The sequence below is a fragment of the Thalassotalea sp. SU-HH00458 genome, from assembly GCF_040362795.1.
Lineage (GTDB): Bacteria > Pseudomonadota > Gammaproteobacteria > Enterobacterales > Alteromonadaceae > Thalassotalea_H > Thalassotalea_H castellviae.
The window spans coordinates 136,885-157,481 of the sequence record NZ_BAABWW010000004.1 but is presented as its reverse complement, the minus strand read 5'-3'; the positions used below and the strand labels follow the sequence as shown (position 1 = coordinate 157,481).

The 20,597-nt window shown below is 36.0% G+C and carries 23 protein-coding genes; 6 read left to right on the top strand and 17 right to left on the bottom strand.

All coding sequences use genetic code 11. The annotated features are described in order from the left end of the window. Window positions 1–16: 16 nt before the first annotated feature. From ABXH06_RS07730 to ABXH06_RS07720, 3 genes are all read right to left on the bottom strand, one after another. The gene (locus ABXH06_RS07730; protein ID WP_353517834.1) at window positions 17–967 is read right to left on the bottom strand and encodes a YbgA family protein; all 951 of its coding nucleotides are present in this window, start codon (window positions 965–967) and stop codon (window positions 17–19) included. Between the two features lie 170 nt (window positions 968–1,137). Further along, window positions 1,138–1,668, bottom strand: a complete 531-nt coding sequence (locus tag ABXH06_RS07725) for a hypothetical protein (protein ID WP_353517833.1) — start codon at window positions 1,666–1,668, stop codon at window positions 1,138–1,140. Between the two features lie 447 nt (window positions 1,669–2,115). Further along, window positions 2,116–2,988: a LysR family transcriptional regulator gene (locus ABXH06_RS07720; protein ID WP_353517832.1), complete on the bottom strand. Its 873-nt coding sequence runs from the start codon at window positions 2,986–2,988 to the stop codon at window positions 2,116–2,118. Window positions 2,989–3,083: 95 nt separating this feature from the next. Between ABXH06_RS07720 and ABXH06_RS07715 the strand changes: the two genes are divergently transcribed. Then, window positions 3,084–3,584 (top strand): lactoylglutathione lyase family protein, encoded by a 501-nt coding sequence (locus ABXH06_RS07715; protein ID WP_311580430.1) that lies wholly within the window; start codon window positions 3,084–3,086, stop codon window positions 3,582–3,584. Window positions 3,585–3,665: 81 nt separating this feature from the next. Here the strand turns inward: ABXH06_RS07715 and ABXH06_RS07710 are convergent, their stop codons facing one another. The 4 genes from ABXH06_RS07710 to ABXH06_RS07695 form a co-directional block, all read right to left on the bottom strand. Further along, window positions 3,666–4,178, bottom strand: a complete 513-nt coding sequence (locus ABXH06_RS07710) for a protein tyrosine phosphatase family protein (RefSeq protein WP_311580427.1) — start codon at window positions 4,176–4,178, stop codon at window positions 3,666–3,668. A gap of 150 nt (window positions 4,179–4,328) precedes the next feature. Continuing rightward, the gene (astB, locus tag ABXH06_RS07705; protein WP_311580425.1) at window positions 4,329–5,666 is read right to left on the bottom strand and encodes an N-succinylarginine dihydrolase; all 1,338 of its coding nucleotides are present in this window, start codon (window positions 5,664–5,666) and stop codon (window positions 4,329–4,331) included. 285 nt (window positions 5,667–5,951) lie between these two features. Further along, the gene (locus ABXH06_RS07700; RefSeq protein ID WP_311580422.1) at window positions 5,952–6,656 is read right to left on the bottom strand and encodes a pirin family protein; all 705 of its coding nucleotides are present in this window, start codon (window positions 6,654–6,656) and stop codon (window positions 5,952–5,954) included. A gap of 14 nt (window positions 6,657–6,670) precedes the next feature. Then, window positions 6,671–7,135 (bottom strand): DoxX family protein, encoded by a 465-nt coding sequence (locus tag ABXH06_RS07695; RefSeq protein ID WP_311580419.1) that lies wholly within the window; start codon window positions 7,133–7,135, stop codon window positions 6,671–6,673. A 126-nt stretch (window positions 7,136–7,261) separates the two neighbouring features. On the opposite strand from ABXH06_RS07695, the gene ABXH06_RS07690 reads away from it, so the two are divergent. After that, window positions 7,262–8,167, top strand: coding sequence for a LysR substrate-binding domain-containing protein (locus ABXH06_RS07690; protein ID WP_311580416.1), 906 nt, complete (start codon window positions 7,262–7,264; stop codon window positions 8,165–8,167). Between the two features lie 178 nt (window positions 8,168–8,345). Here ABXH06_RS07690 and ABXH06_RS07685 read toward each other — a convergent pair whose 3' ends face one another. Then, window positions 8,346–9,086, bottom strand: coding sequence for a TlpA family protein disulfide reductase (locus ABXH06_RS07685; RefSeq protein ID WP_311580413.1), 741 nt, complete (start codon window positions 9,084–9,086; stop codon window positions 8,346–8,348). 67 nt (window positions 9,087–9,153) lie between these two features. Beyond that, window positions 9,154–10,311: an acyltransferase family protein gene (locus ABXH06_RS07680; protein WP_311580410.1), complete on the bottom strand. Its 1,158-nt coding sequence runs from the start codon at window positions 10,309–10,311 to the stop codon at window positions 9,154–9,156. Window positions 10,312–10,499: 188 nt separating this feature from the next. Between ABXH06_RS07680 and ABXH06_RS07675 the strand changes: the two genes are divergently transcribed. The 4 genes from ABXH06_RS07675 to ggt all read left to right on the top strand — a co-directional run bounded on the left by ABXH06_RS07675 (window position 10,500) and on the right by ggt (window position 13,249). Continuing rightward, on the top strand, window positions 10,500–10,739 hold the full coding sequence (locus tag ABXH06_RS07675; protein WP_311580407.1) for a type II toxin-antitoxin system ParD family antitoxin: 240 nt from the start codon (window positions 10,500–10,502) through the stop codon (window positions 10,737–10,739). Further along, entirely contained in the window at window positions 10,739–11,032 is a 294-nt protein-coding gene (locus ABXH06_RS07670) for a type II toxin-antitoxin system RelE/ParE family toxin (RefSeq protein ID WP_311580404.1), read from the top strand. Before ABXH06_RS07675 ends, ABXH06_RS07670 begins: the two co-directional genes overlap by 1 nt. Before the next feature lie 124 nt (window positions 11,033–11,156). Further along, the gene (locus tag ABXH06_RS07665; RefSeq protein WP_349254883.1) at window positions 11,157–11,279 is read left to right on the top strand and encodes a tyrosine-type recombinase/integrase; all 123 of its coding nucleotides are present in this window, start codon (window positions 11,157–11,159) and stop codon (window positions 11,277–11,279) included. A 308-nt stretch (window positions 11,280–11,587) separates the two neighbouring features. After that, a complete protein-coding gene (ggt, locus tag ABXH06_RS07660) occupies window positions 11,588–13,249 on the top strand; it encodes a gamma-glutamyltransferase (RefSeq protein ID WP_311580402.1) in 1,662 nt (553 codons plus the stop codon). 127 nt (window positions 13,250–13,376) lie between these two features. Here ggt and ABXH06_RS07655 read toward each other — a convergent pair whose 3' ends face one another. The 8 genes from ABXH06_RS07655 to ABXH06_RS07620 all read right to left on the bottom strand — a co-directional run bounded on the left by ABXH06_RS07655 (window position 13,377) and on the right by ABXH06_RS07620 (window position 20,593). Then, the gene (locus ABXH06_RS07655) at window positions 13,377–15,011 is read right to left on the bottom strand and encodes a methyl-accepting chemotaxis protein (protein ID WP_353517831.1); all 1,635 of its coding nucleotides are present in this window, start codon (window positions 15,009–15,011) and stop codon (window positions 13,377–13,379) included. 26 nt (window positions 15,012–15,037) lie between these two features. Further along, a complete protein-coding gene (locus ABXH06_RS07650; RefSeq protein WP_353517830.1) occupies window positions 15,038–15,820 on the bottom strand; it encodes a substrate-binding periplasmic protein in 783 nt (260 codons plus the stop codon). 206 nt (window positions 15,821–16,026) lie between these two features. Next, a complete protein-coding gene (locus ABXH06_RS07645) occupies window positions 16,027–16,512 on the bottom strand; it encodes a GNAT family N-acetyltransferase (protein ID WP_311580393.1) in 486 nt (161 codons plus the stop codon). A 34-nt stretch (window positions 16,513–16,546) separates the two neighbouring features. Further along, window positions 16,547–16,978: a nuclear transport factor 2 family protein gene (locus tag ABXH06_RS07640; protein WP_353517829.1), complete on the bottom strand. Its 432-nt coding sequence runs from the start codon at window positions 16,976–16,978 to the stop codon at window positions 16,547–16,549. An 82-nt stretch (window positions 16,979–17,060) separates the two neighbouring features. Then, entirely contained in the window at window positions 17,061–17,663 is a 603-nt protein-coding gene (locus ABXH06_RS07635) for a hypothetical protein (RefSeq protein WP_311580386.1), read from the bottom strand. A gap of 134 nt (window positions 17,664–17,797) precedes the next feature. Next, window positions 17,798–18,139, bottom strand: a complete 342-nt coding sequence (locus ABXH06_RS07630) for a hypothetical protein (protein ID WP_311584150.1) — start codon at window positions 18,137–18,139, stop codon at window positions 17,798–17,800. 121 nt (window positions 18,140–18,260) lie between these two features. Beyond that, window positions 18,261–18,575 (bottom strand): hypothetical protein, encoded by a 315-nt coding sequence (locus tag ABXH06_RS07625; RefSeq protein WP_353517828.1) that lies wholly within the window; start codon window positions 18,573–18,575, stop codon window positions 18,261–18,263. Between the two features lie 272 nt (window positions 18,576–18,847). Then, complete coding sequence (locus ABXH06_RS07620; protein ID WP_353517989.1) at window positions 18,848–20,593, bottom strand: sugar phosphorylase; 1,746 nt, start codon at window positions 20,591–20,593, stop codon at window positions 18,848–18,850. Window positions 20,594–20,597: the final 4 nt, after the last annotated feature.

Here is a 20,597-nt window from a genome sequence, read left to right as displayed (position 1 = left end):
TTTACATGAATAAGGGTCATAAGCTATTTAGTAACATAAGTTCGCCCGGATGTGGGCTTAAGTAGAATGAATCCCCAATATATTCATTCGGGTACTTTCTAAAATGGTGGCGTAATAAGGTAATCGGCACAATAAGAGGAAGAAATCCTTTGCGATATTGGCCAATGGTTTCATTGAGCTCTTGTTTATCATCAGCGCTAATATAGTTTTTCAAGTAGCCCTGAATGTGTTGCAAAGTATTAGAATGACTTTGTTTAGTGGCTTTATTTTTTAATAGCTGCATAACTTGAGTGAGGTATTCCTCGGCTAATAATTTAATATCACTAGCTGGCTCGGCCAGTAATCTACCTAATGCTTTTAGGCCCAGCTGATCATGGCTCATATAAATGTATTTGTGTTGTGCATGAAACTTTTGAATATCAGACATGCTAAAGGTGGATGCAGTTAATTGCTGCCAGCGATGATAAATATAGACCCGTTGAATAAAGTTCTCTCTGATAATTAAATCATTTAAGCGACCTTCTTCTTCAACCGGTAAATGAGGAAAGTTAGTCATTAGTTGCCGTGCATAAATACCGATACCGTTTCTTTCAGGCATCGAAGACTTATACACTTTTACTCTTTCCATACCGCAACTAGGGGAGTCTTTTTTTAAGATATATCCCGATAACTCATGTTGCCAATTTTGTTGTTCGTTAGCGACATTGACCAATTGTTCGGTTACATCAATCTCGGCATTTTTGGTACCAACACACTTGATCACATCGTTGTCATTGACCAGTCGAATAGGCTCTCTTGGAATGCCTAAACCTATGGCAACTTCTGGGCAAAAAGGTGAAAATTCAAAATAATGACTCAACACATTTACTAAATAATTATTTTTTTTATGTCCGGAGTCAAAGCGAACATTTTCTCCTAATAAGCAACTACTAACCCCAATTTTTATTTTGATAAGTTCGTCATTCATGGTTTTTATAATAGCCTAGGCTAGTCTCTTTTGAGTGATTACAATCAATAATACTAAACAACTATTTTTATATTGCTAATTATTTATAAACAAACTCTAAGTCATTTTATTTATAGCGAGGAAAGTTACCAAGACAGTTAATAATCAGTCTTGGTAACGTTTCAATAGATTTAAAAGTTTTTCACTCTATGTTTAATGATTTCACTCGTGATTTTATCCCAAGCAATGGTGTTATAGCTTTGTACCATATCATGGGATGTTTCCAGCCAAAGTGAAGAGGTTACCTCATCAAGTTTAAACATCTTAATGTAATCACTTTTAACTATAAGATATTGGTTTTTATAGGGAAGCAACCATTTCGATTGTTCATTTTCCATCAATATACTTTTCGCTTGCTGGTAATTAGTAAACCATTCATTAATAAATGCATAACAACTTTTAGGGTAAAAAAAACTGCCCATTTTAAAAGGGGTAGATATTTTGTTACCTGAAAGCACTTCGTGAGCGTGTTGCCAATTATCAAAACCAAGCTGTTGCGATACGATAAATAAACAGTGCTTTAGCTTGAGTTGCGAAATTGAAGAAGCAGAACTTCGTTTTAATGGTTGGTTCATTAAATTAACTAAGTCCGGATTTTCATTTAACGCTTTTAACAATTTTTTCGCTTGGGTTTTTACTTCGTTGATTGCCAATTCCATCATTTCACCCTACTTCATTTCAAGGGTAGCTTGAAAGTTCATATTACTACCAAGTGACAATCGATAATGTGCTTTTATGTTAGGCGAGAATGAGAAAATATTATTCAATAATATTAATATACAAGCCAAGATGAGTAATCGTTTGAAGTACGAAAGTTTATTAATTTTGGCGGCGTTAACCGTTGCGTTTGTGTTTACGAGCCTTGGGTTTTTTATGCGGTTTTTAAGAATCATCACAATTCAATTCCTCTAAGTTTAATTGGCACTCCGCTTAGCCTACTTAGTTCGTATTGAACTGATTGATTTTTTGAGATCAGAGTGAATTCATCTTTGGCGGAAAAGGCGTCTCTGCAACCTGCAGAGGATCATAATGCTAAAATATTGGCAAGTCAATGGCGTCGTAAAGTCGATTAAATTCACGAGGAACTCCCTAGATTTTACTCTTGTTGGCTAACGTAAAAAGTTGATGATCTCAGACTTAATAAAAGTGCTACGTTTAGTAGGTAATGAGTACCTATTACTACAAAAATATAAGGTTTCACTGACTGGAGTAGGCAACGCATGAACGTGTATATTTTTTTGTTGATGAAATGCGTTCACTGCATGTAAAGGTAAAACGCTAAAGCCTAATCCTCGACTAACAGGCTCTAAAATATGACTAATTTGGTTAGAAAATCCTTTATGTTTAAATTGCTCAATATGTTCAAATTCGTGAAAATTTTGACTGAGTAATTGTTGTGCATGATGCTCAGCGTCAGGGTGACTAATAAACCCTAGTTCCTGTAATGATTGCCAATTAACTGATGTAAATTTATTTGACGTTATTAAGACCAATGATTCGGTCGCAATCTGTTGATAAGCGATATTTTTCAATTTACTAGGAGAGGTTACTAACCCAATATCAATTTCTCTTTTCGATACTTTTTCGGCAATGTCACCATTGGGAGCAAAACTATAATCGAATACTAAATTTGGATTGTGCTGTTGAATCGTTAGCAAATGTGGATATAACTTAAGTCCAACACTGCCTGGAGATGCTATTTTTAGACGACCTGAAAAAGTTTCATCTTGTTTAATAGAGTCGGCTAATTCAACCACGTTATCGAGTAATACTTTCCCTTGTTGATGAAGTTTAATCCCCGCATCTGTTAATGAAAATGACTTTCCTTCTCTTATTAATAAAGGCGTATCAAGTTGTTGTTCAAGCTTTTTTATTTGCTGGCTAACGCCTGATTGCGTCATAAACAATGCTTGTGCGGTTTGGGTAAAATGGCCAATATCAGCAAGGGTACAAAAAGTTTTCAGCCAAATAGGATTAATCATTACAAAATGTACTTATATTTATAATAAATGATAATTTTTTATACTTTATCATGAGGCTTATACTTTGCCCATTGAAATTGACTAAGGGATCAACAATGAGTAAAGCTTATCCAAGAACATTCTCTCATATCGGTATATCAGTACCCAATGTAGAAAAAGCCGTAAAATTTTATACTGAAGTGTTAGGTTGGTATTTGATCATGGAGCCAACAGAAATCGTTGAAGATGAAAGTCCGATAGGCGAAATGTGCACAGATGTATTCGGTGCTAATTGGGAAAAATTCAAAATCGCACATATGTCGACAGGCGATCGTATTGGCGTTGAATTATTTGAATTCAACAATCAAGAAAACCCAGAAAATAACTTTGAATATTGGAAAACCGGCGTATTTCATTTCTGTGTTCAAGACCCTAACTTAGAAGAGCTGGTAGAAAAAATTGTTGCCGCAGGTGGTAAAAAGCGTATGGCCGCTCCGAGATATTATTACCCAGGCGAAAAGCCGTTTCGAATGATTTATATGGAAGACCCATTTGGTAATATTCTTGAGATATACAGTCACAGTTATGAACTCACATACTCGGCAGGCGCATATTAAGGGAGTGGTTTTAAGCTAAGGTCATATAACGGGATGACCTTAGTGTTAACTTTGCAAAGTGAATGTTATCAGCTTATTGCGTTACTTTTTTGCTTGTGTTTTGACTTGATTAATAAAGGTTTGCCAAGTTTCATCCGGTTGCCAAATTTCTAACATATCTGCTTTTGCAAGGGCTTCCTCTTCTTTTAAGTGAGTTACACGATACAAGTAGGTAAAAACTGCGCCACGCCAGTTTAACCGGCAATGTGTTAGTATTTTTCCTTCTGCTTGACTAAATTCATTCATTTTTGCAGCATATTCATTGAAATTTTCAACGGTGGGATTTTTCCATGCCACTTGAATATTATGATAATTTAATGCCAGCGCTTTCGTTAGGTTAGCTTCGTCACTTCTATCGCCAGGTATTAAGTCAATGACGTGCGCTACACCCATTTCTTTTAATGTTTCAAAGTGCTTGGTTGTTGGTAAACCTGAGCTAATCATTTTGGGGGTATTTACTTGATAATTTTTTAAATCTACTAATGAAGCCTCATTCGCAGAAACAAAGTTTGTCCAAACTGTAGAGATGAGAAAAACAAAGTGAGCCAATTTCATAATTATTTGATTGCCAATTAAAATACACGCGAATACATTAACGAAAAATCAACGCTTTTAATAGGATTACAAATGCTTATTAGAAACAAAATATGCATGTATTACGGCAAATAAATTCTTCAATGATGCAAGATGGTAATCTTGCGTAATCTAATTTTGAAAACGATAAACTGAGCCTAAAGATAAAAGTTGCGTTAATTCATCTAAGGCTGTTCGTGATTCAATTAATAATTGCGGGTCGCTTAAATCTTTGAGGGTTAAAGTATCGCGATAATGCTTATTTACCCATGTAACTAACTTCAAATATAACGAATCGGTTAATAAACAATTAGGGTTAACAGCAGTTAGTTCTTGCTCAGTTAATGCAACTCTTAATCGTAAACATGCGGGACCACCGCCATTTTTCATACTTTCATTCACATCAAAAAACTCAACGTGATTGATTGGATTATTGGCAGCAATTAATGATTGTAAATAATCAAATACCTGAGTATTTTCACGACAATGCATGGGCGCAATTATCGCCATAGAATTATCGGCAAGCGTAATAATTTGAGTATTAAATAAATAAGTATTTACCGCATCTTCAATAGATACTTGCTCTGATGACACTTCGATAAAATGTAAATTGTTTCCTGAGAACTTTTGACTGACTTCAGCTTTGAACGAATCAGTGTTTAAGTAAGCTTGCTCATGGTAGAACAAGACATTTTGATTGCCGACAGCAATGACATCGTTATGAAAAACGCCTTGATCGATCACATCGGGGTTTTGCTGTACAAACACAGCGTTTTCAGCAGATACCCCGTGTAATCTTGCTATTGCTTGACTGGCTTCTAAAGTTTGTCGAGCCGGATATTTTACAGGTTTTGGTGTATTTCGGTTAAAAGCGACTCGACCATAAGTAAATATTTCGAGCCCTTTGTCGCCATAGCTTTCGCACAAGCGAGTATGATTGGCGGCACCTTCATCGCCAAAATGTTCGTTATCATTTAAATGCTGATGATGTTGAAAGTAATCGTCGTTATTGAAAATTGCGCTTAGGATGTTGCTTGTCGTTTCAGGCTCTAAAGAGCGATGAAATTTATTCGCTAAATTTGCCGCAGTAAAGTGTACTTTTTGATTTTGAGTATCGGCTGATGGTGAAACGGTTGCTGCATTGGCTGTCCACATTGTTGAAGCAGAACAACAAGATGCGAGTAAAGTAGGTGACGTTTTATAAGCGGCAGCTAATATTTGAGCGTCAGAGCCTTGAAAGCCTAAGCGTTTCAATGTGTAAATATCAGGTCGTTCTTGCGGAGCAAATATCCCTTGAGTTAATCCCATATCATGCAAAGCTTTCATTTTTTTCAAGCCTTGCAGTGCTGCGCTTTTAGGATTTGAGCTCTCATTGGCATTGGATAATGAAGCAACATTTCCTTCAGATAAACCCGCATAATTATGGGTTGGCCCAACTAAACCATCAAAATTTACTTCAACACTTTTCATTCTTTTTCTCATAAAATACGCGGTAGTTGACACTAAGCAAGATGCGAACCACTTAAAAACTATATTAATAACAGCTAGTTAACTATAACCATATACGTAAAAATGAAATAGAGTGCACCATTTTGGTTCAATAAATCGAATCGTTAGTAATAATAAACAGTGATGAACTCATGAATACATAACCTCTGCAGAGAAATAATCATGCTCTTACCTCAGAAAATGACTTGAGAGCATGATTATTTGTTTATAAAAACTAATTTTCGAACCTCATGATGTGATGATGTATTAAATACAATCAATAATGATGATTTCACAGTCAGTTAATGCGCGAAGCCTTACTGAGCTTTCCTGAGTTATCTCGGCGCCATCACCTTTATTCATCGTTAAGTTACTTGTATTGTCTTCCACCTTAAACATACCTTCAGACGCTAGAATATAAGCTTGATGTTGTATGTCATGCTCAATTATCGCACCTTTTGCTAATTTTCCGCCGTAAATACGTGCGTGTTGATTGATGAAAAGCGCATCGTTTTTATCTTCTTGATAACCCGATGCCAATAACGTTAGTTCTGTAGCCGGTTGCGATGGAAACTTTTTAGTTTCCCAACGTGGTTTAACATCTAACGTATTGGTTTCAATCCAAATCTGAAATAAGGTTAATGGCTGTTTGGTCAAGTTATATTCAGAATGTGAAATACCTGAACCTGCGCTCATCACTTGAACCTCTCCAGCTTTCGTGACACCTTTATTGCCAACATTATCTTGATGGGTAATTGCACCCGTTCTAAGAATGCTGATAATTTCCATGTTTTTATGCGGGTGTAAAGGAAACCCAGTTTTTGGCGCAATCCAATCGTCATTAATAACACGCAATTTTCCGAACCCCATACGAGCAGGGTTATAATAATTAGCAAAACTAAAATGAAACTTAGATTTAAGCCAACCATGGTTAGCACTACCTAATTGGCTATAGGGATAATGTTTGATCATAATTTTTCCTTACCTTAGCTTGTTGTTTTGGCCGATTCTTGATTGAATAACTGATTATCCAATGAATATTTACCGCCACCTTGAATCAATAAAGCCAATGATATTGCAAGTAGTGTTAAGCCAAATTCGTAACCATTATTGCTCATAAATAAACCATTACTAAAATGAACGCTAAAAATAGCAACAATCATAGTGAATGCGAGCGCTAAGCTTGTAGGTCGGGTGAGTAAACCAATAATGAGTAGTAAGCCTCCAAAAAATTCTACACCGCCAGCCATTAACGCCATTAAGTAACCAGGAGTTAGACCAATAGATTCCATCCATTGTCCTGTACCATCTAAGCCATAACCTCCAAACCAAGCAAATAATTTTTGTGCACCATGTGCCGTAAAAACAATTCCCGCTATTAATCGTAAAGGTAATGCTGCTAAAGTTTGTTCAGTTTTTGTGATGTTTTTAAAAGTCGTTGAAATTGTCATGTTTAATTCCTTAATTTATTTAAATGTTTAAGATGGAGCTATTCTATATTTTGATTAAGCAATGAATAAGTACTAAAATTTGTTTAGTTTATTCAAAAATATTGAACATTTAGGCGGCAACCAACGATGAATTCACCTGCGATCACCATTGAAGCGTTATTAGTATTAGATGCGATAGAGCACCGAGGGAGTTATGCCGCTGCTGCTGAGCAGTTAGGTAAGGTTCCGTCGGCATTGTCATATATTGTCCAAAAATTAGAAGAACAGTTAAATGTAACTGTATTTCAACGACAAGGAAGGCGTGCGGTGCTCACGCCAGCAGGTAAACATTTATTAACGGAAGGCCGAAAAATGTTATATGCAATGAATAGCTTATCAGAGCAAACACAAACAATCGCTAATGGTTGGGAGCCCAAAATACGCATAGCGTGCGATTCAATCATTGATATCAAAGCTATTTTTAATGGCATTCAAAGGTTTCTAGTTGAATATCAGAATATTGAAATTGATGTACAAGAAGAAGTCATGAATGGAACATGGGAAGCACTTGTTGATGACAGGGTTGATTTAGTGATTGGGGCGCCTTCACCTGTTCCTAATCAAAAAGGCATCAGAGCAATAAAAATGGCGGAAATATCCAACGTATTAGTGGCGAGCGCTAACCATGAAGTGGCTGAAAAAATACTCAGTGAACACCAAGCAATGCCACAAAGTGAACTGATGAACTTTCGCAATGTGGTTGTACATGATTCATCACAACATGAAATACCTTGGTCAATTAATATGATCGAAGGCAGTCAGCATTTCTATGTGAGCACGGTTGCGCAAAAAATTGCAGCGATTATTGCTGGCATTGGCATTGGTTATTTACCAAAAAATTTGGTTCAGCAATACCTTGATAAAGGACAGCTGATTGTTATTGAGACGCTAGAAAAAACCGCTAAACAAGATTTATTTATGGCGTGGAAAATCACCAATAAAGGCAAAGGGCTAAAAAAGCTAATCGATTTTTTGTCGCATAAAGTGAATTAGTTTAAACCTGACTTTGCAAATTCAAAGCGAGTGCTTCACTTAAACCAACAACTTAATGCTATCGACTGACGTTAACTACCGGTTTGTCTTTAGTTCTATTAACAGCCATAAGCCAAAACTAGCTTTTAATTATAAACGTTAGTTCACAGACCCTAAAGTTGTCCTTTTGAGTGATTTGTTATATGGAAACGCCACTTTCTTTAATCCACTTTGTTAGTGCATCAACAGTATTATGATTTACATTGCCGATAAGAACATTAATTGGTGTTCCATTTTTATTTAGTAAAACGAAAGCAGGATATGCAGGTATACCAATTTTATTAACAAGCTTTTCAGCCTCAATCATCGAATCCCATTCGAAATTATATTTTTTTGAAAAATCTAATACCACATCCAAATCTTCATAGGTTACGGCTATAAAGTTAACCTGTTTACTCAAAGCACGTTTAAGTTTGTTTAATACTGGGACTTCTTGAATACAAGGTATACATGTTGAGTAATAAAAGCTTAAAAATGTTGGTTTACCTTGAAAGTTTTTAAGTGTTAGTTTTTTTCCTGATGTTGAAGCTAAGTTGAAGTCAGGAAAGCTTTTAGTTGAAACCGCCACATTTTCTTCTTGTTCATTTTTCGGTGTAGGCTCATTAGATTTCATCGGGTTAATGACCAAAGTTATCTCGCCAGAAATTTTAACTATGTCAAAACTACGATTGTTACCTACTAATAAATTGAACTCTTTGGCTGTAATTTCATTTTTTGCATCATCTTGAAATTGGAGTGATTTAACATCAACCCCAATCATATCAGCGAGACTTTTTAAACTCTCTAACTCAGGATTGTTCTCAGCAAACGTGGAACTCGAATAAAAAATTACCACGAGTATTAATTGAGTAATGAACTTCATTGATCTTCCTATTTCCATATAACGCCCTAATATGGGCAAAAAATTGTTGGCTAAAATGTTGAGGAACAAAATCAGCCAACTGTTTCTAGTCCTGATTAATTGACTTGTTATAAGCCACTGACACAATATTATTTTTAGGCTTTAAACCAAACAAAAACCTTAAAAAATTAGATGGTTTAATAATAAACCAACAAATTGCGCTAGTAACTAAAAATGATGAAACGAAAAGAAAAATAATTTTTAACAATATTGGTCCTTGCCATGCAATGACATAGTAGCCTATCACCACAATTACAGTTTGATGAAAAATGTAAAAAGGATAAATTAACTCGTTACTAAGGCTTACCCATTTTGGTGTTTTTGTAAAATAGAATTGCGCATAACCTAGAATAGTTAAAAATGCAGACCATGCCACTAAACAACAAACCAACCACCAAATAGACCAACGCATATCCAGTGATAAGTATTCGCTCAAGTCAGGGGAATAGTAATATGAATAAAAAAGTGTCGTACTCAATACTAACAACAGTAAATTATAAAATCGTTGCTCATATATTGCTTGCCAGATAACCTTGCTGCGAACAAAAAGCATACCTGTAATAAAAAAGAAAAAATAGAAAGCTGAAGAAGATAGATTTTCTATCTTCTTATCGTCACTTGGAAACGTTAACGAAAAGTATATTTTTATTATTATTAATAATATAACAAGTAGATACAGACCAATTTTGTGTTTTGACAATTTTTGTACAAAGTTAATTATTGATGTACCTAAAGATGAGTTAAATAATTTATTTAACGGGATAGCAAGTAAGAAAAACACCAAGAGATACTCTATGAACCAAAGGTGATTCGTTTCGAATTTTAATGCCAGAGCCGGATACTCTCGCCAATATGATTGCATTTCAGCAATATTTTCCATGTAAATTTGCGGAGGAATCACTAGCACAGAGCCGATCAAAAGAGGAATAAATAACCTTAGAAATTTATCTTTGAAAAATTTCACTACCGTTACCTTTGATAGCAAGATAACAGAGCCAACACCTGAAATGAAAAATAAGATTGGCAATCTAAATTGTTCAAAATACACCATAATATCATCGAGCACCTTGCTCGAATCGTTATTCATAATATGCCAATTATCTCCATTAAAAGGCATGCACACATGATGAAGAAATACGGCAAAAATCAATATCACTCGTAACCAATCTAACTCGGAAAATCTTACAGTGCTTTTCAATTCCATTTGACAACCTTAATTTAATAGATACCACAATCTGTGTGGTTTATATCGCCCTAATACAGAGCAAAAAATTGTTGACTAAAATGTTGAACGCAGTGAAAACAGCCAGCTGTCTTTTGTCCTTTTGAATGACTTGTTATCTTTTTTGTACCATAATATCTTACATATAGGTACTTTTGAGGTTTTACATCATGGCTAAAAATACAAGCGTTACACTAGGCGATCATTTTGATCAGTTTATAAACCAACAACTTAACACTGGTCGTTATGGCTCAGCAAGTGAAATCATTAGAGCAGGATTAAGAGCCTTAGAAGATCAAGAAGCTAAGCTTTTAAATTTACGTAATATGTTAATCCAAGGCGAACAAAGCGGTGTTGCTGAGTATAGCTATGAAAGCTTATTGACGGAATTAGATAAAGATAACCATTAATGAATAGGTTTGTATTATCGTCGAAAGCCAAAACAGATTTAATTAAAATAGCTAGATATACCCAAATTACTTGGGGAGTTCTTCAACGGAATGATTACTTAAAAGTATTAGATAACACCTTCCATTTATTAGCTGATGATCCCGAGTTAGGTATTAACTGTGATTATATAAGAGAAGGTTACAGAAAATACCCACAAGTTAGCCATGTAATCTATTACAAAGAGTATAAAAACAGTCAAATATTTATCGTGAGAATATTACATAAAAGTATGGATGTTAACTCCGCACTCTAGGAAAAATTACGCCTCATTCAGAGGCAATAAAATAGTTGGTTAAAATTAGCGAGGCACGAGCTAAAACCAGTTGTTTTTTGTCTTGCTGAAGTGACTTGTTATCCGTCACAGTTTTGCGACCCAGTTGCTATTAAATGGTGCTGATATAAGAACAGTACAAGAGTTATTGGGGCATAATGATTTAAGAATAACTCAAATATACACACGTCATAGTGCAGTATTCATCAGGAACAATGAGCCCAATTGATAAAAATTGAATTTCTTAACCTTTGAGAACGCCCGACTAATGACATTTATCTTAACGCATTGCTCAAAAGTCTATGGCGCTTTTTGCCTCAAGGTGAGATAGAAAGTTAATTTTTAACGCCTTTAACTCCTAACGTTCTTACATCATATTTCGTGTCTTCGTTGACCTAAATTTTTATTCGATTAGATCAAATCCAAAATTTAAAGTATCAAATAAATTACGAGTTACTACACATTAAGATAAATAACTGGTTTTCTTTTGTTCGCATGATAGATTCAATAAACAGAAATCATATACAGGGAATTACTATGCAGAAAATAACCACACTTATTTTTCTACTGCTCTGCTTTTTTTATGTCAATAAAGTTCACGCTCAATCCGCCGTTGCCATGCCTGATAGTTATAGTGCTCAAGTGGCTAAAGACGTTTTAATAAGTGGTGGTAATGCTATCGATGCCGCTATTGCCGCGCAGTTTGTTTTGGCTGTTACTTTACCGGAAGCGGGTAATGTTGGTGGCGGTGGCTTTATGACGATTTTTAAAGACGGTAAAACTGATTTTTTAGATTATCGAGAAGTTGCACCTAAGGCTGCTCATCGAGATATGTATCTAGATAGCGATAAAAACGTTATTCCTCATCTCTCTACTTTTAGCATTTTGTCATCAGGAGTTCCTGGCACGGTAGAAGGCATGTGGCAGGCGCATAAAAAATACGGCTCTAAACCATGGCAAGCATTGTTGGCGCCAGCAATTAACTTAGCTTCAAATGGTTTTATTGTTCATTCTACTTTAGCAAAAGCAATTGATTGGCGAGTGAAGAGTTTTAAAAACAAAAATATTGAAGTGAATTTTTCGTCATATTTTGGTGGTTTAAAAGCCGGAGATACCTTCAAGCAACCTGAGCTGGCACAAACTCTGAAAAGAATTGCAAAAGCAGGGAGAGATGGCTTTTACCTTGGAAAAACCGCAAAAATTATCAGTGATTTTATGGCAAAAAATGGCGGTATTATTACTGAAAAAGATTTAGCGAGTTATCAATCAAAGTGGCGAGAACCACTACAAATGAAATGGCGTGACTACGATGTTATAACGGCTCCACCTCCAAGTTCCGGCGGGATCGCTATTTTACAATGGTTAAGTATGTTCGATTTGCTCAGCGCAGAAAAACAGATTGAACATAACTCTAAAAATTACATGCATTTGCTTTCTGAAATTGGCAAACGTGTTTTTGCAGATAGAGCAGAATATTTAGGCGATCCTGATTTTTATCAAGTACCTGTTCAGCAACTATTAGCAAGTGATTATATAAAGAGTCGTACAAGCGATATTTCTATGAACAGCATATCGACGACTGAAGATATAGCACCAGGCTTGATTGAAAGCCGAGATACCACGCATTTTTCTATTGTTGACCAATGGGGCAATGCGATTTCTAACACAACCACCATTAATTATACCTTTGGCAGTGGTGTGGTGGTTGAAGGCGCGGGTTTTATTTTAAACGATGAAATGGATGACTTTAGTGCGAAACCCGGAGCGGCAAATATTTTTGGAGCTGTTGGTGGTGTGGCTAATGAGATTCAACCAAATAAGCGCATGCTATCTTCTATGTCTCCTACCATTTTACTGAAAAATAACGGAGTTGAATTAGTCACGGGATCGCCAGGTGGCACCACGATAATATCGTCGGTTTATCAATCAATATTAAATGTGGTTGAATATGATATGTCTGCAGAAGAGGCTGTAAATGCGCCGAGATTTCATCATCAATTGCTGCCTAAAAATGAGATTTGGTACTACCCCGGCATTGAAAATAATGTATTAAAGTCATTGCAAAACATGGGCTATATAACCAAAGAAGATGTGTTTGGTGATGTGCAAATGATCATCAAGAAAAAGGGGCAGCTTAGTGCAGCTTCAGAAAAAGGTGAATTCAGCAGAGGCGTTTCACTTACGTTCGATAGTCAATAATTATTGATTAAGTTAATAATATAACTGCAGTTAGTTTTTACGCTAATTGCAGTTATTGCAGCAATTTTAATCATCGGACTATTGACGAAGGGGCTGACGCAATCATTATGGGCCAATGTTGAAGATTTTATTCAAGCTTAAAACGAGTAACAGAGTTACTTAATGCTGTTGCCAGCTGCATGGTTGTTTCTGAAGCGTAACTGTTTTTACCCGCAACCTCATGGTTCACTTTGGTTTGATCAGACATCACCGTTAAGTTTTTACTGACATCATCAGAAACTTGGCTTTGTTCTTCAGTTGCGGTAGCTGTTTGTGCCGCGACATCAGAAACTCTATTTGAAGCCTCTGATATTTTTTCTAACGCTTCCAAGGTTTTTTGTGATAATTCTACACTGGTTTTTGTCGCTGCATTACCTTTACCAATTGCGGTGACCGCATTATCAACTCCTGTTTTTAACGCTTCAATCATCACTTGAATATCTTCTGTTGATTGCTGTGTTCTACTCGCTAGCGTACGCACTTCATCGGCTACAACGGCAAATCCTCGGCCTTGTTCTCCGGCTCTTGCCGCTTCAATAGCCGCATTGAGTGCTAACAAATTGGTTTGTTCAGCGATTCCCCTAATTACATCTAATACTGAAGCAATATTTTGTGAATTTTCCGATAATTTTACAATGACCGCTGTTGCTTCCTCAACGGTAACTGATAGACCTTGAATTTCACTAACCGCTTCAGAGGTGATGTCTGTACCTTCATGAGCTAAGTTATTCACCATCATGATTTCTGTTGAGGTTAACTGAGCATTTTTAGCGACTTCAGCAATGGCGTATGACATTTCGTTTACCGCGGTGACGATCATTTCGACCGATAATAATTGCTGCTCACTCGTTTCTTTTATTTCTGTTGCACCAGCATCTAATTCACTGACCCCTGAGATCACTTGAGAGGATTGGTCAACGATAGATTTAATTAAGTTAGCTAAACTGTCGATAAATTCATCCAAATTATTGGCCACTTGGCCTATTTCATCTTTTCTTTTCGAACAAATACGTTTTGTTAAGTCCCCATCGCCAGTATTAATCGCTTTTAATTTTTCTGATAAATCGTGTAAAGCATCAGCCATCGCTTTAGGTGCGGCAATGCCGATCACGAAGGTTAAAATGATGATAATACCGCTAATCACGGATAAAATAACAATGCTGCTATCCACTGTTGAAATAGTTTCTTTGCTGACTGAAGTACTTTTTTTATCGGCTAACTCACCCGCTAAATTATAGAACTCACGTAATTCATCAAAGGTTTTCTGTGAAGTTGTATTTGCGTGTGCTTTGGCTGCCGAAAGTTGATTGTTTTTCACTAAGCTAAAGACTTGATTCGATTCTTTAAGCCAAAGATTATAACTTGCATCGAAGCCTTTTAGCTGAATGTTCACATCCGGATAATCAGACATTAATTGCTTATATTTGTTAAAACGATCCAACGCTTGTTTCGCATTTTCTTGATAATCGGCATAATTTTGCTCAATATTTCCTGAGGAAATACCTTCATCTAACACTTTTAATTCAGCGACTTTGGCTTGGTATAAATCTCTATCAGCATTGATCACGGCAGAAATAGCAGGATTAAAATTACTACCAAAGCGCACGAGACTGTCTTCAGTTGTCGAAACTAAGCTGTTATTCATTAGAACTAAAATAGTTAAACAAATGCCCAAACTGCAAAATAATGCAGTATATCGGAATCGAATAGTATGCATATTCATCAATATATTCCTCTACGTATTATTATTTAAAAGGTTAGCAGTTGATTTGATATTTTGCTTTTTATCTTAAAATCATCCTTTAGTTTTTTTTGCCAATCCATTGATATTTGTTTTAGCTGACCATTTTGCTTTATTTTGTTAAACGCTCGCTGCCAGATGTTAAATGTCTTTAAAGGTGTTTTTTTAGAGATGGCTATGTATACAGGGGCTTCCTTGATCGTGAAAATTGACTCCACTTCCGTCTCATCAAGTTGCAATGCTTTGAATAATTGGCTCATTCCTGATTTTTCATAGACAATGGCTGAAACTCTACCGATTAATAGTCGTTGAATATTTTGTTGGTGATGAGTGACTGAATGTAAATTCGTTAGTTTTTTATTTATTAACCATTCTTCTCTAACATCACCTCTGACTAAACCAATGATGGGAAGTGTTTTGAGATCATCAAAGTTGTTTATGATGAGATTTGATTTTTTTAATGCATACACTTCCCACTTCTTTGTGAAAATGGGCCCTATCCAACGGTAATCACTCTCTCTAAAATCGGTCCTTGAAATGCTGAACAGTAAAATATTTGCTTGAGTTCTGGCCAAGTTAATCGCTCTGGCTTCTGGGGTAAATTCTATTTCACTGTTTGAACCAACCTGCTTTTTTAATGCGTTAATGATATCAACGGCATAACCTTCTGGTTTATTGTTTTCATTCAGGTAATTGGCGGGAGGTTCATCAACCGATAAAATTCTAACGTCTTTTGCAAAATTTATTGGTGAGTAAAAACAGAAACAGAATAAGCATATCCATCGCGTCATGACGTTCTCCTAAAATATAAATATTCAATTCATATTTTGTACAATTTGATATGGGTGAAAAAATTTAATCTATAGTCAATAGAGTAGTCTAAGGTAAGGAGATTCGCGAAATTTCCGCTCAGTTAAAAAAGTTGAAAGTAAAGCTATAAAGGGGAATCATTTCAAACTTATACGTCGCTAAAGCTTAGCTGCTATGACATGTGGTTTTACGTGTTGTTGAGCAATTTGTTCATGCTGTTTAAAGTTAACCGCATTTTAGGTAATACTCTTGGTGTACCGAAAATTTCGCTGTGAACTTCGCCAATGTTTTTTGCGCCACAAAGTTTATAAAAATTCTCTGCATTTGGGTCTGCGACCAGCTCTATTGTTGAGTAGCCGCGGTTAAGGGCTGCTTTGCAGGACTCTACTAATAATAGTTTACCGAACCCATTGCCTATATGAAGCGGCTCTACCCACAAATGGCTTAGGTAGGCAAAGTTGTCTTTGAGTTCAAGGCCAAAAAAGCCAATCGCCTTTTTCTCAGCTTCTAGAATTACAACGATGTTTGCAGCTATGTAACTTGGAGAGAGGGTTAATTCCTTTTTCCATTCATCCAGCCATTCTTGTGGATAACCCCAATGGGCTTTGGCTCTTCTCATTAAAGCGGTGAGTAAATCAGACTCGTCAATTGTTGCTGCTTTATAGGTGTGCATATTAGGCCGTATTGAGTGGGCTGTTATCTCTTTTTTATTTTTCTGCAGGAAAATAATAAACGCGAGCTATCAGCCCAGCAGAAAATTCATATACAGAGATAGCACGTTGTGATCTTTGACCGTTTTTTCCTTGCCAACTAGCAATCTCAACCGCACTTACTCTGCTTTTGGTAGATACAATGTCAGAAAGCTCAGACTTACATGTTGAACAAGACTTAAAATAATCGTTCATGCTCTCTATTAAATTATTCTTACCTTTAGCTTCGACGATAACCTCTTTGCCTACGAAACTTAACCACTCAATATCATCAACAACCAAACTTGCCATAGCGCCACTATCTTGTGCATTAAAAAAAGCAACGAACAGCTCAACGGTTTTTACGTTATCAGGCATTTGTTCGTTGGCTTGACCATCGAGAGTTAATATCAGTAAAAGTACTGATACGAAAGCGCTAAATTTATTCATGCATTATCCTCTGGTATTTTAGCCTCCTCAATGTGATGAGGAGGTGTCGACTAAAACGGGGGGATTTCATTTTGACGTTTGATTAACTTGTTAGCTGTTTTGATTTGAAAAGTGCAATAGTATTTACAGTCAGATTTAATAATAATGTGGCTAAAATTCCCCAAATAGCAAGATTAATAGGGAATTCTTCAGATTTGACTTCAGCATTTTTGACAGCCTCAAGTTCTTTTTGCTTTTGTAAGGCTTCTAACTCTTTTTGCTGTTTTTTGTATATTTTAGAGTATGGAACTTTTTGATTACTACTAAGACCTACCATTTTTTTATAAAATTTCTCGCAACCACGACAAGTAGCCCTAGCTGTAGGTAAAACCCTAGTTTCATATATCTCTAGAGCTTTTTCTTTTTGACCATGTATGTAGTATGCCTGCGCCGCAGTATCCAAGTAACCTGCGTCGTTTGATTTCTCTAAAGCTTCAGCTAAAAACTCATATCCATCTAATTTTTTATTTCTTTCAACATACCACCATAAATAACTATTTATTTCCTTCAAGTCACTTTGGCTATATGATTGTTGACCAGAATTCATTGCCGAAGAAATACTTGACACGTCACCTAGAAAACTAAGAATTCCAGCCTGAGCTAATGCAGGTACTGTCAGTAAAATACATAAAATTATTTTTTTCATTTTTTTCCCTTTAAGTTTAAATTAATACTAATATCTATAAACAGCTAATGCCCTAATAACAGGCAAAAAATTGTTTGCTAAAATGTTGAGGAACGAAAACAGCCAACTGTAAATTTTCCCGCTTTATTGCCTTGTTATATACAAGTTGCACGAAACTCTGGTTTATCTTTTTTAATATCTTCATAAAGGTAACCTTCTAGTACTTTATGAATATTGGATGTGGTTTCGCTTTTAACGGGCTGAAGTTGGTCCATAATAACAAGTCTCGTTTGAATAGAGTTACACAATAAGTCTCTTGCTCTACTTAATTCATTTTTGTCTATTAACGAAATAGCTGCTTGCATTTCTTTAGCTCCAGCCCATACCTGACCAATAACAGGAGATGCTGCATTTAAAATGCCACCCAAGAAACCGGCAGTAAGACCTGATAAAAAAATAAAAATAATAAACAATGAGAAAATAATTTTAGATTTCACACAAAGTTCCTTTTTGTATATAACGCCTCATTCAGAGGCAAATAATTGTTGGCTAAAATAGCGACGCAGGAGCAAAAGCCAACTGTATTTTGTTCTTGTTAAACAGCTTGTTAGCAGTAAATTAGCTACGTTTAGGGTAAACATGATAACGATGCCTACCTGTATGTTCGATAATTACTTTATCACCGGCAGCCATCTTATGAGTTTTAAAGAATTCCTTAACCCATGAGCGTTTACGGAAGATATTTTTGTCACCAGCGATGTCTGTAATTACAGGTTCGTTAATGCCGCAATTAACCTCAAGTAATACCGGAGCAATATCCTGAGAATTTGAACCGCCGAAAGAATCGCTTGGGAAAAACTCGGTAATTGATGAAAGGTATAAATGATCGTTGTTTATATTCCCTTGGGTCAATTCGATCTCGACATACTGCATATACACTCCTTTACTGCTAACAGCTTATTATGTAGACGTCTCAGTAATGTCCGTCTACTTACTTACACTTAAATTACCAGAAAAGTAATAAAATTCAATTTATTAAACGTGAAAATATATACGAGCTATGCGTGGGCTTGGATATTACTGAGCGTTCTCAGTAATATCCAAAGGGTGATAAGCTATTAGCATCAATAAAACAGTGAGTCGATAGTTTAATGACTTAACAGGGCTATTAAGAATTCATCGTAAGATGAAAATCAATGTTAGCTCTACTTATTTGAAATCCATACAGTTTGATAAGGCTCAAGAAGTAGCTCTTCGGTTAAGTCTGTAATTTCAGCTCCACTAATTAACTCTGTCCAAGATTCTGTGATCACTAAATTAAGTTCGCTGAGCGGTAATGCTAAAGGCTTATTTGATATGTTGCTGATGCAAAATATACTTTGTTTTCTGTTTAGACTTTGTCGCCAAAAACCAAATAATTGTAAACCCAAATGTAAAGTAAACTGCGTAGCGTTGGGGTGAAAAGCAGGTTGATTAATTCTGATCTCTAATAATGAACTGAGTGATGACAATACTTTTTTGTGATGTAAGTTATTATCTTCCAGTGCTTGGCTTAGTAACTCTTTATCCCACCTGCGACGATTGATCGAGCGATTATGGTGGGTATGCTCAAGTTTTTTATAATCGTTTTGCGTGCCTAGCATACTATGAATATAAACACCGGGAATGCCTTCAAGTGCGAACATAATGGCGTGTGCACAAACAAAACGTTCAAAATTCCACTGATCTTTACCGGTTGTTGTTCCTTGCATAGCATCATAAAGTGAAATATTCATTTCGTAGGCTTTTTGCTCGCCATTATCAGACGTTCGCCACGATATTTTTCCGCCGAAACCTTCGATAGTTTGAACCAGTGCGCCTATCTCTTCTTCGCTCAGTAAACCTTCTGCGGGCCTTAAACCTATGCCATCGTGAGAAGCAATAAAGTTAAAATACATAGTACCGTCTTGTGAGGGCGGCATGCTCATTAACCAACGTTTTAAATATAAACAACTCCCTGTGAGTAGAGTGTTTAATAATAACGGTGGCAGTGAAAAATTATAAATGCCGTGTGCTTCGTTGGCATTACCAAAATAAGTTAAATTTTGAGTGTTAGGAATATTGGTTTCGGTAATAATAATGGCATTCGGTTCTGCAGATTCTATTAAACTGCGTAATAATCGCACTATTTCATGGGTTTGTGGCAAATTAATGCTCGGCGTGCCACTTATTTTCCATAAGAAAGCAATAGCATCAAAACGGAATATTTTCACACCCATATCTAAGTATTGTCGGATAATCGTGGTAAAAGCGATTAAAACCTCAGGGTTACGAAAATCAAAATCGACTTGATCGTGACTAAAAGTACACCAAACAAATTTCTTTCCTTTGCCAGTTTCTACTTCTTTCAGTAATGGCGAGGTGCGAGGACGAACTACCGCAGATAAATCTTCATCGGGCAAGGCGGTAAAGAAAAAGTCGTGGCCAATCCCTTCACCTTTGATAAAGTTATCAAACCACACGCTGCGACTAGAACAGTGATTGATCACTAAATCAGACATCAAATGATAGTCTTTACTAATGGCTTGAATATCTTGCCATGAGCCAAGTGATTCGTTGACTGAAGAATAATCGATAACCGCAAAACCATCATCAGAACTATAAGGAAAAAAAGGCAAAATGTGCACGCTGTTTATCGTTTTACTAATAGTGTCATCTAAAAACGTTTTCAATGTTTTTAACGGTGCTGTGTTTTTTTCAATAACACTATCACCGTAAGTAATTAAAATGACGTCTTTTTCTGACCAGTGATTAGTAAAGGGTTCAGCAATCGTAAAATCACTTTTTAACCGCATTATGGCGATTAATGAACGTGCAATATCATCAAACGATTGCTCTAGTGTTATATCTTTATAAATAAAACTAAGCTGCTGACTTAATTTTTGTTCAAGAGAATTAACCGGCTCTTGCATCATC

What these genes read in the sequence shown, in the direction of transcription:
- ABXH06_RS07730 (WP_353517834.1), bottom strand. Translation starts at nt 967, where the DNA reads ATGAATGACGAACTTATCAAAATAAAAATTGGGGTTAGTAGTTGCTTA.
- ABXH06_RS07725 (WP_353517833.1), bottom strand. Translation starts at nt 1,668, where the DNA reads ATGATGGAATTGGCAATCAACGAAGTAAAAACCCAAGCGAAAAAATTG.
- ABXH06_RS07720 (WP_353517832.1), bottom strand. Translation starts at nt 2,988, where the DNA reads ATGATTAATCCTATTTGGCTGAAAACTTTTTGTACCCTTGCTGATATT.
- ABXH06_RS07715 (WP_311580430.1), top strand. Translation starts at nt 3,084, where the DNA reads ATGAGTAAAGCTTATCCAAGAACATTCTCTCATATCGGTATATCAGTA.
- ABXH06_RS07710 (WP_311580427.1), bottom strand. Translation starts at nt 4,178, where the DNA reads ATGAAATTGGCTCACTTTGTTTTTCTCATCTCTACAGTTTGGACAAAC.
- astB (WP_311580425.1), bottom strand. Translation starts at nt 5,666, where the DNA reads ATGAAAAGTGTTGAAGTAAATTTTGATGGTTTAGTTGGGCCAACCCAT.
- ABXH06_RS07700 (WP_311580422.1), bottom strand. Translation starts at nt 6,656, where the DNA reads ATGATCAAACATTATCCCTATAGCCAATTAGGTAGTGCTAACCATGGT.
- ABXH06_RS07695 (WP_311580419.1), bottom strand. Translation starts at nt 7,135, where the DNA reads ATGACAATTTCAACGACTTTTAAAAACATCACAAAAACTGAACAAACT.
- ABXH06_RS07690 (WP_311580416.1), top strand. Translation starts at nt 7,262, where the DNA reads ATGAATTCACCTGCGATCACCATTGAAGCGTTATTAGTATTAGATGCG.
- ABXH06_RS07685 (WP_311580413.1), bottom strand. Translation starts at nt 9,086, where the DNA reads ATGGAAATAGGAAGATCAATGAAGTTCATTACTCAATTAATACTCGTG.
- ABXH06_RS07680 (WP_311580410.1), bottom strand. Translation starts at nt 10,311, where the DNA reads ATGGAATTGAAAAGCACTGTAAGATTTTCCGAGTTAGATTGGTTACGA.
- ABXH06_RS07675 (WP_311580407.1), top strand. Translation starts at nt 10,500, where the DNA reads ATGGCTAAAAATACAAGCGTTACACTAGGCGATCATTTTGATCAGTTT.
- ABXH06_RS07670 (WP_311580404.1), top strand. Translation starts at nt 10,739, where the DNA reads ATGAATAGGTTTGTATTATCGTCGAAAGCCAAAACAGATTTAATTAAA.
- ggt (WP_311580402.1), top strand. Translation starts at nt 11,588, where the DNA reads ATGCAGAAAATAACCACACTTATTTTTCTACTGCTCTGCTTTTTTTAT.
- ABXH06_RS07655 (WP_353517831.1), bottom strand. Translation starts at nt 15,011, where the DNA reads ATGAATATGCATACTATTCGATTCCGATATACTGCATTATTTTGCAGT.
- ABXH06_RS07650 (WP_353517830.1), bottom strand. Translation starts at nt 15,820, where the DNA reads ATGACGCGATGGATATGCTTATTCTGTTTCTGTTTTTACTCACCAATA.
- ABXH06_RS07645 (WP_311580393.1), bottom strand. Translation starts at nt 16,512, where the DNA reads ATGCACACCTATAAAGCAGCAACAATTGACGAGTCTGATTTACTCACC.
- ABXH06_RS07640 (WP_353517829.1), bottom strand. Translation starts at nt 16,978, where the DNA reads ATGAATAAATTTAGCGCTTTCGTATCAGTACTTTTACTGATATTAACT.
- ABXH06_RS07635 (WP_311580386.1), bottom strand. Translation starts at nt 17,663, where the DNA reads ATGAAAAAAATAATTTTATGTATTTTACTGACAGTACCTGCATTAGCT.
- ABXH06_RS07625 (WP_353517828.1), bottom strand. Translation starts at nt 18,575, where the DNA reads ATGCAGTATGTCGAGATCGAATTGACCCAAGGGAATATAAACAACGAT.
- ABXH06_RS07620 (WP_353517989.1), bottom strand. Translation starts at nt 20,593, where the DNA reads ATGCAAGAGCCGGTTAATTCTCTTGAACAAAAATTAAGTCAGCAGCTT.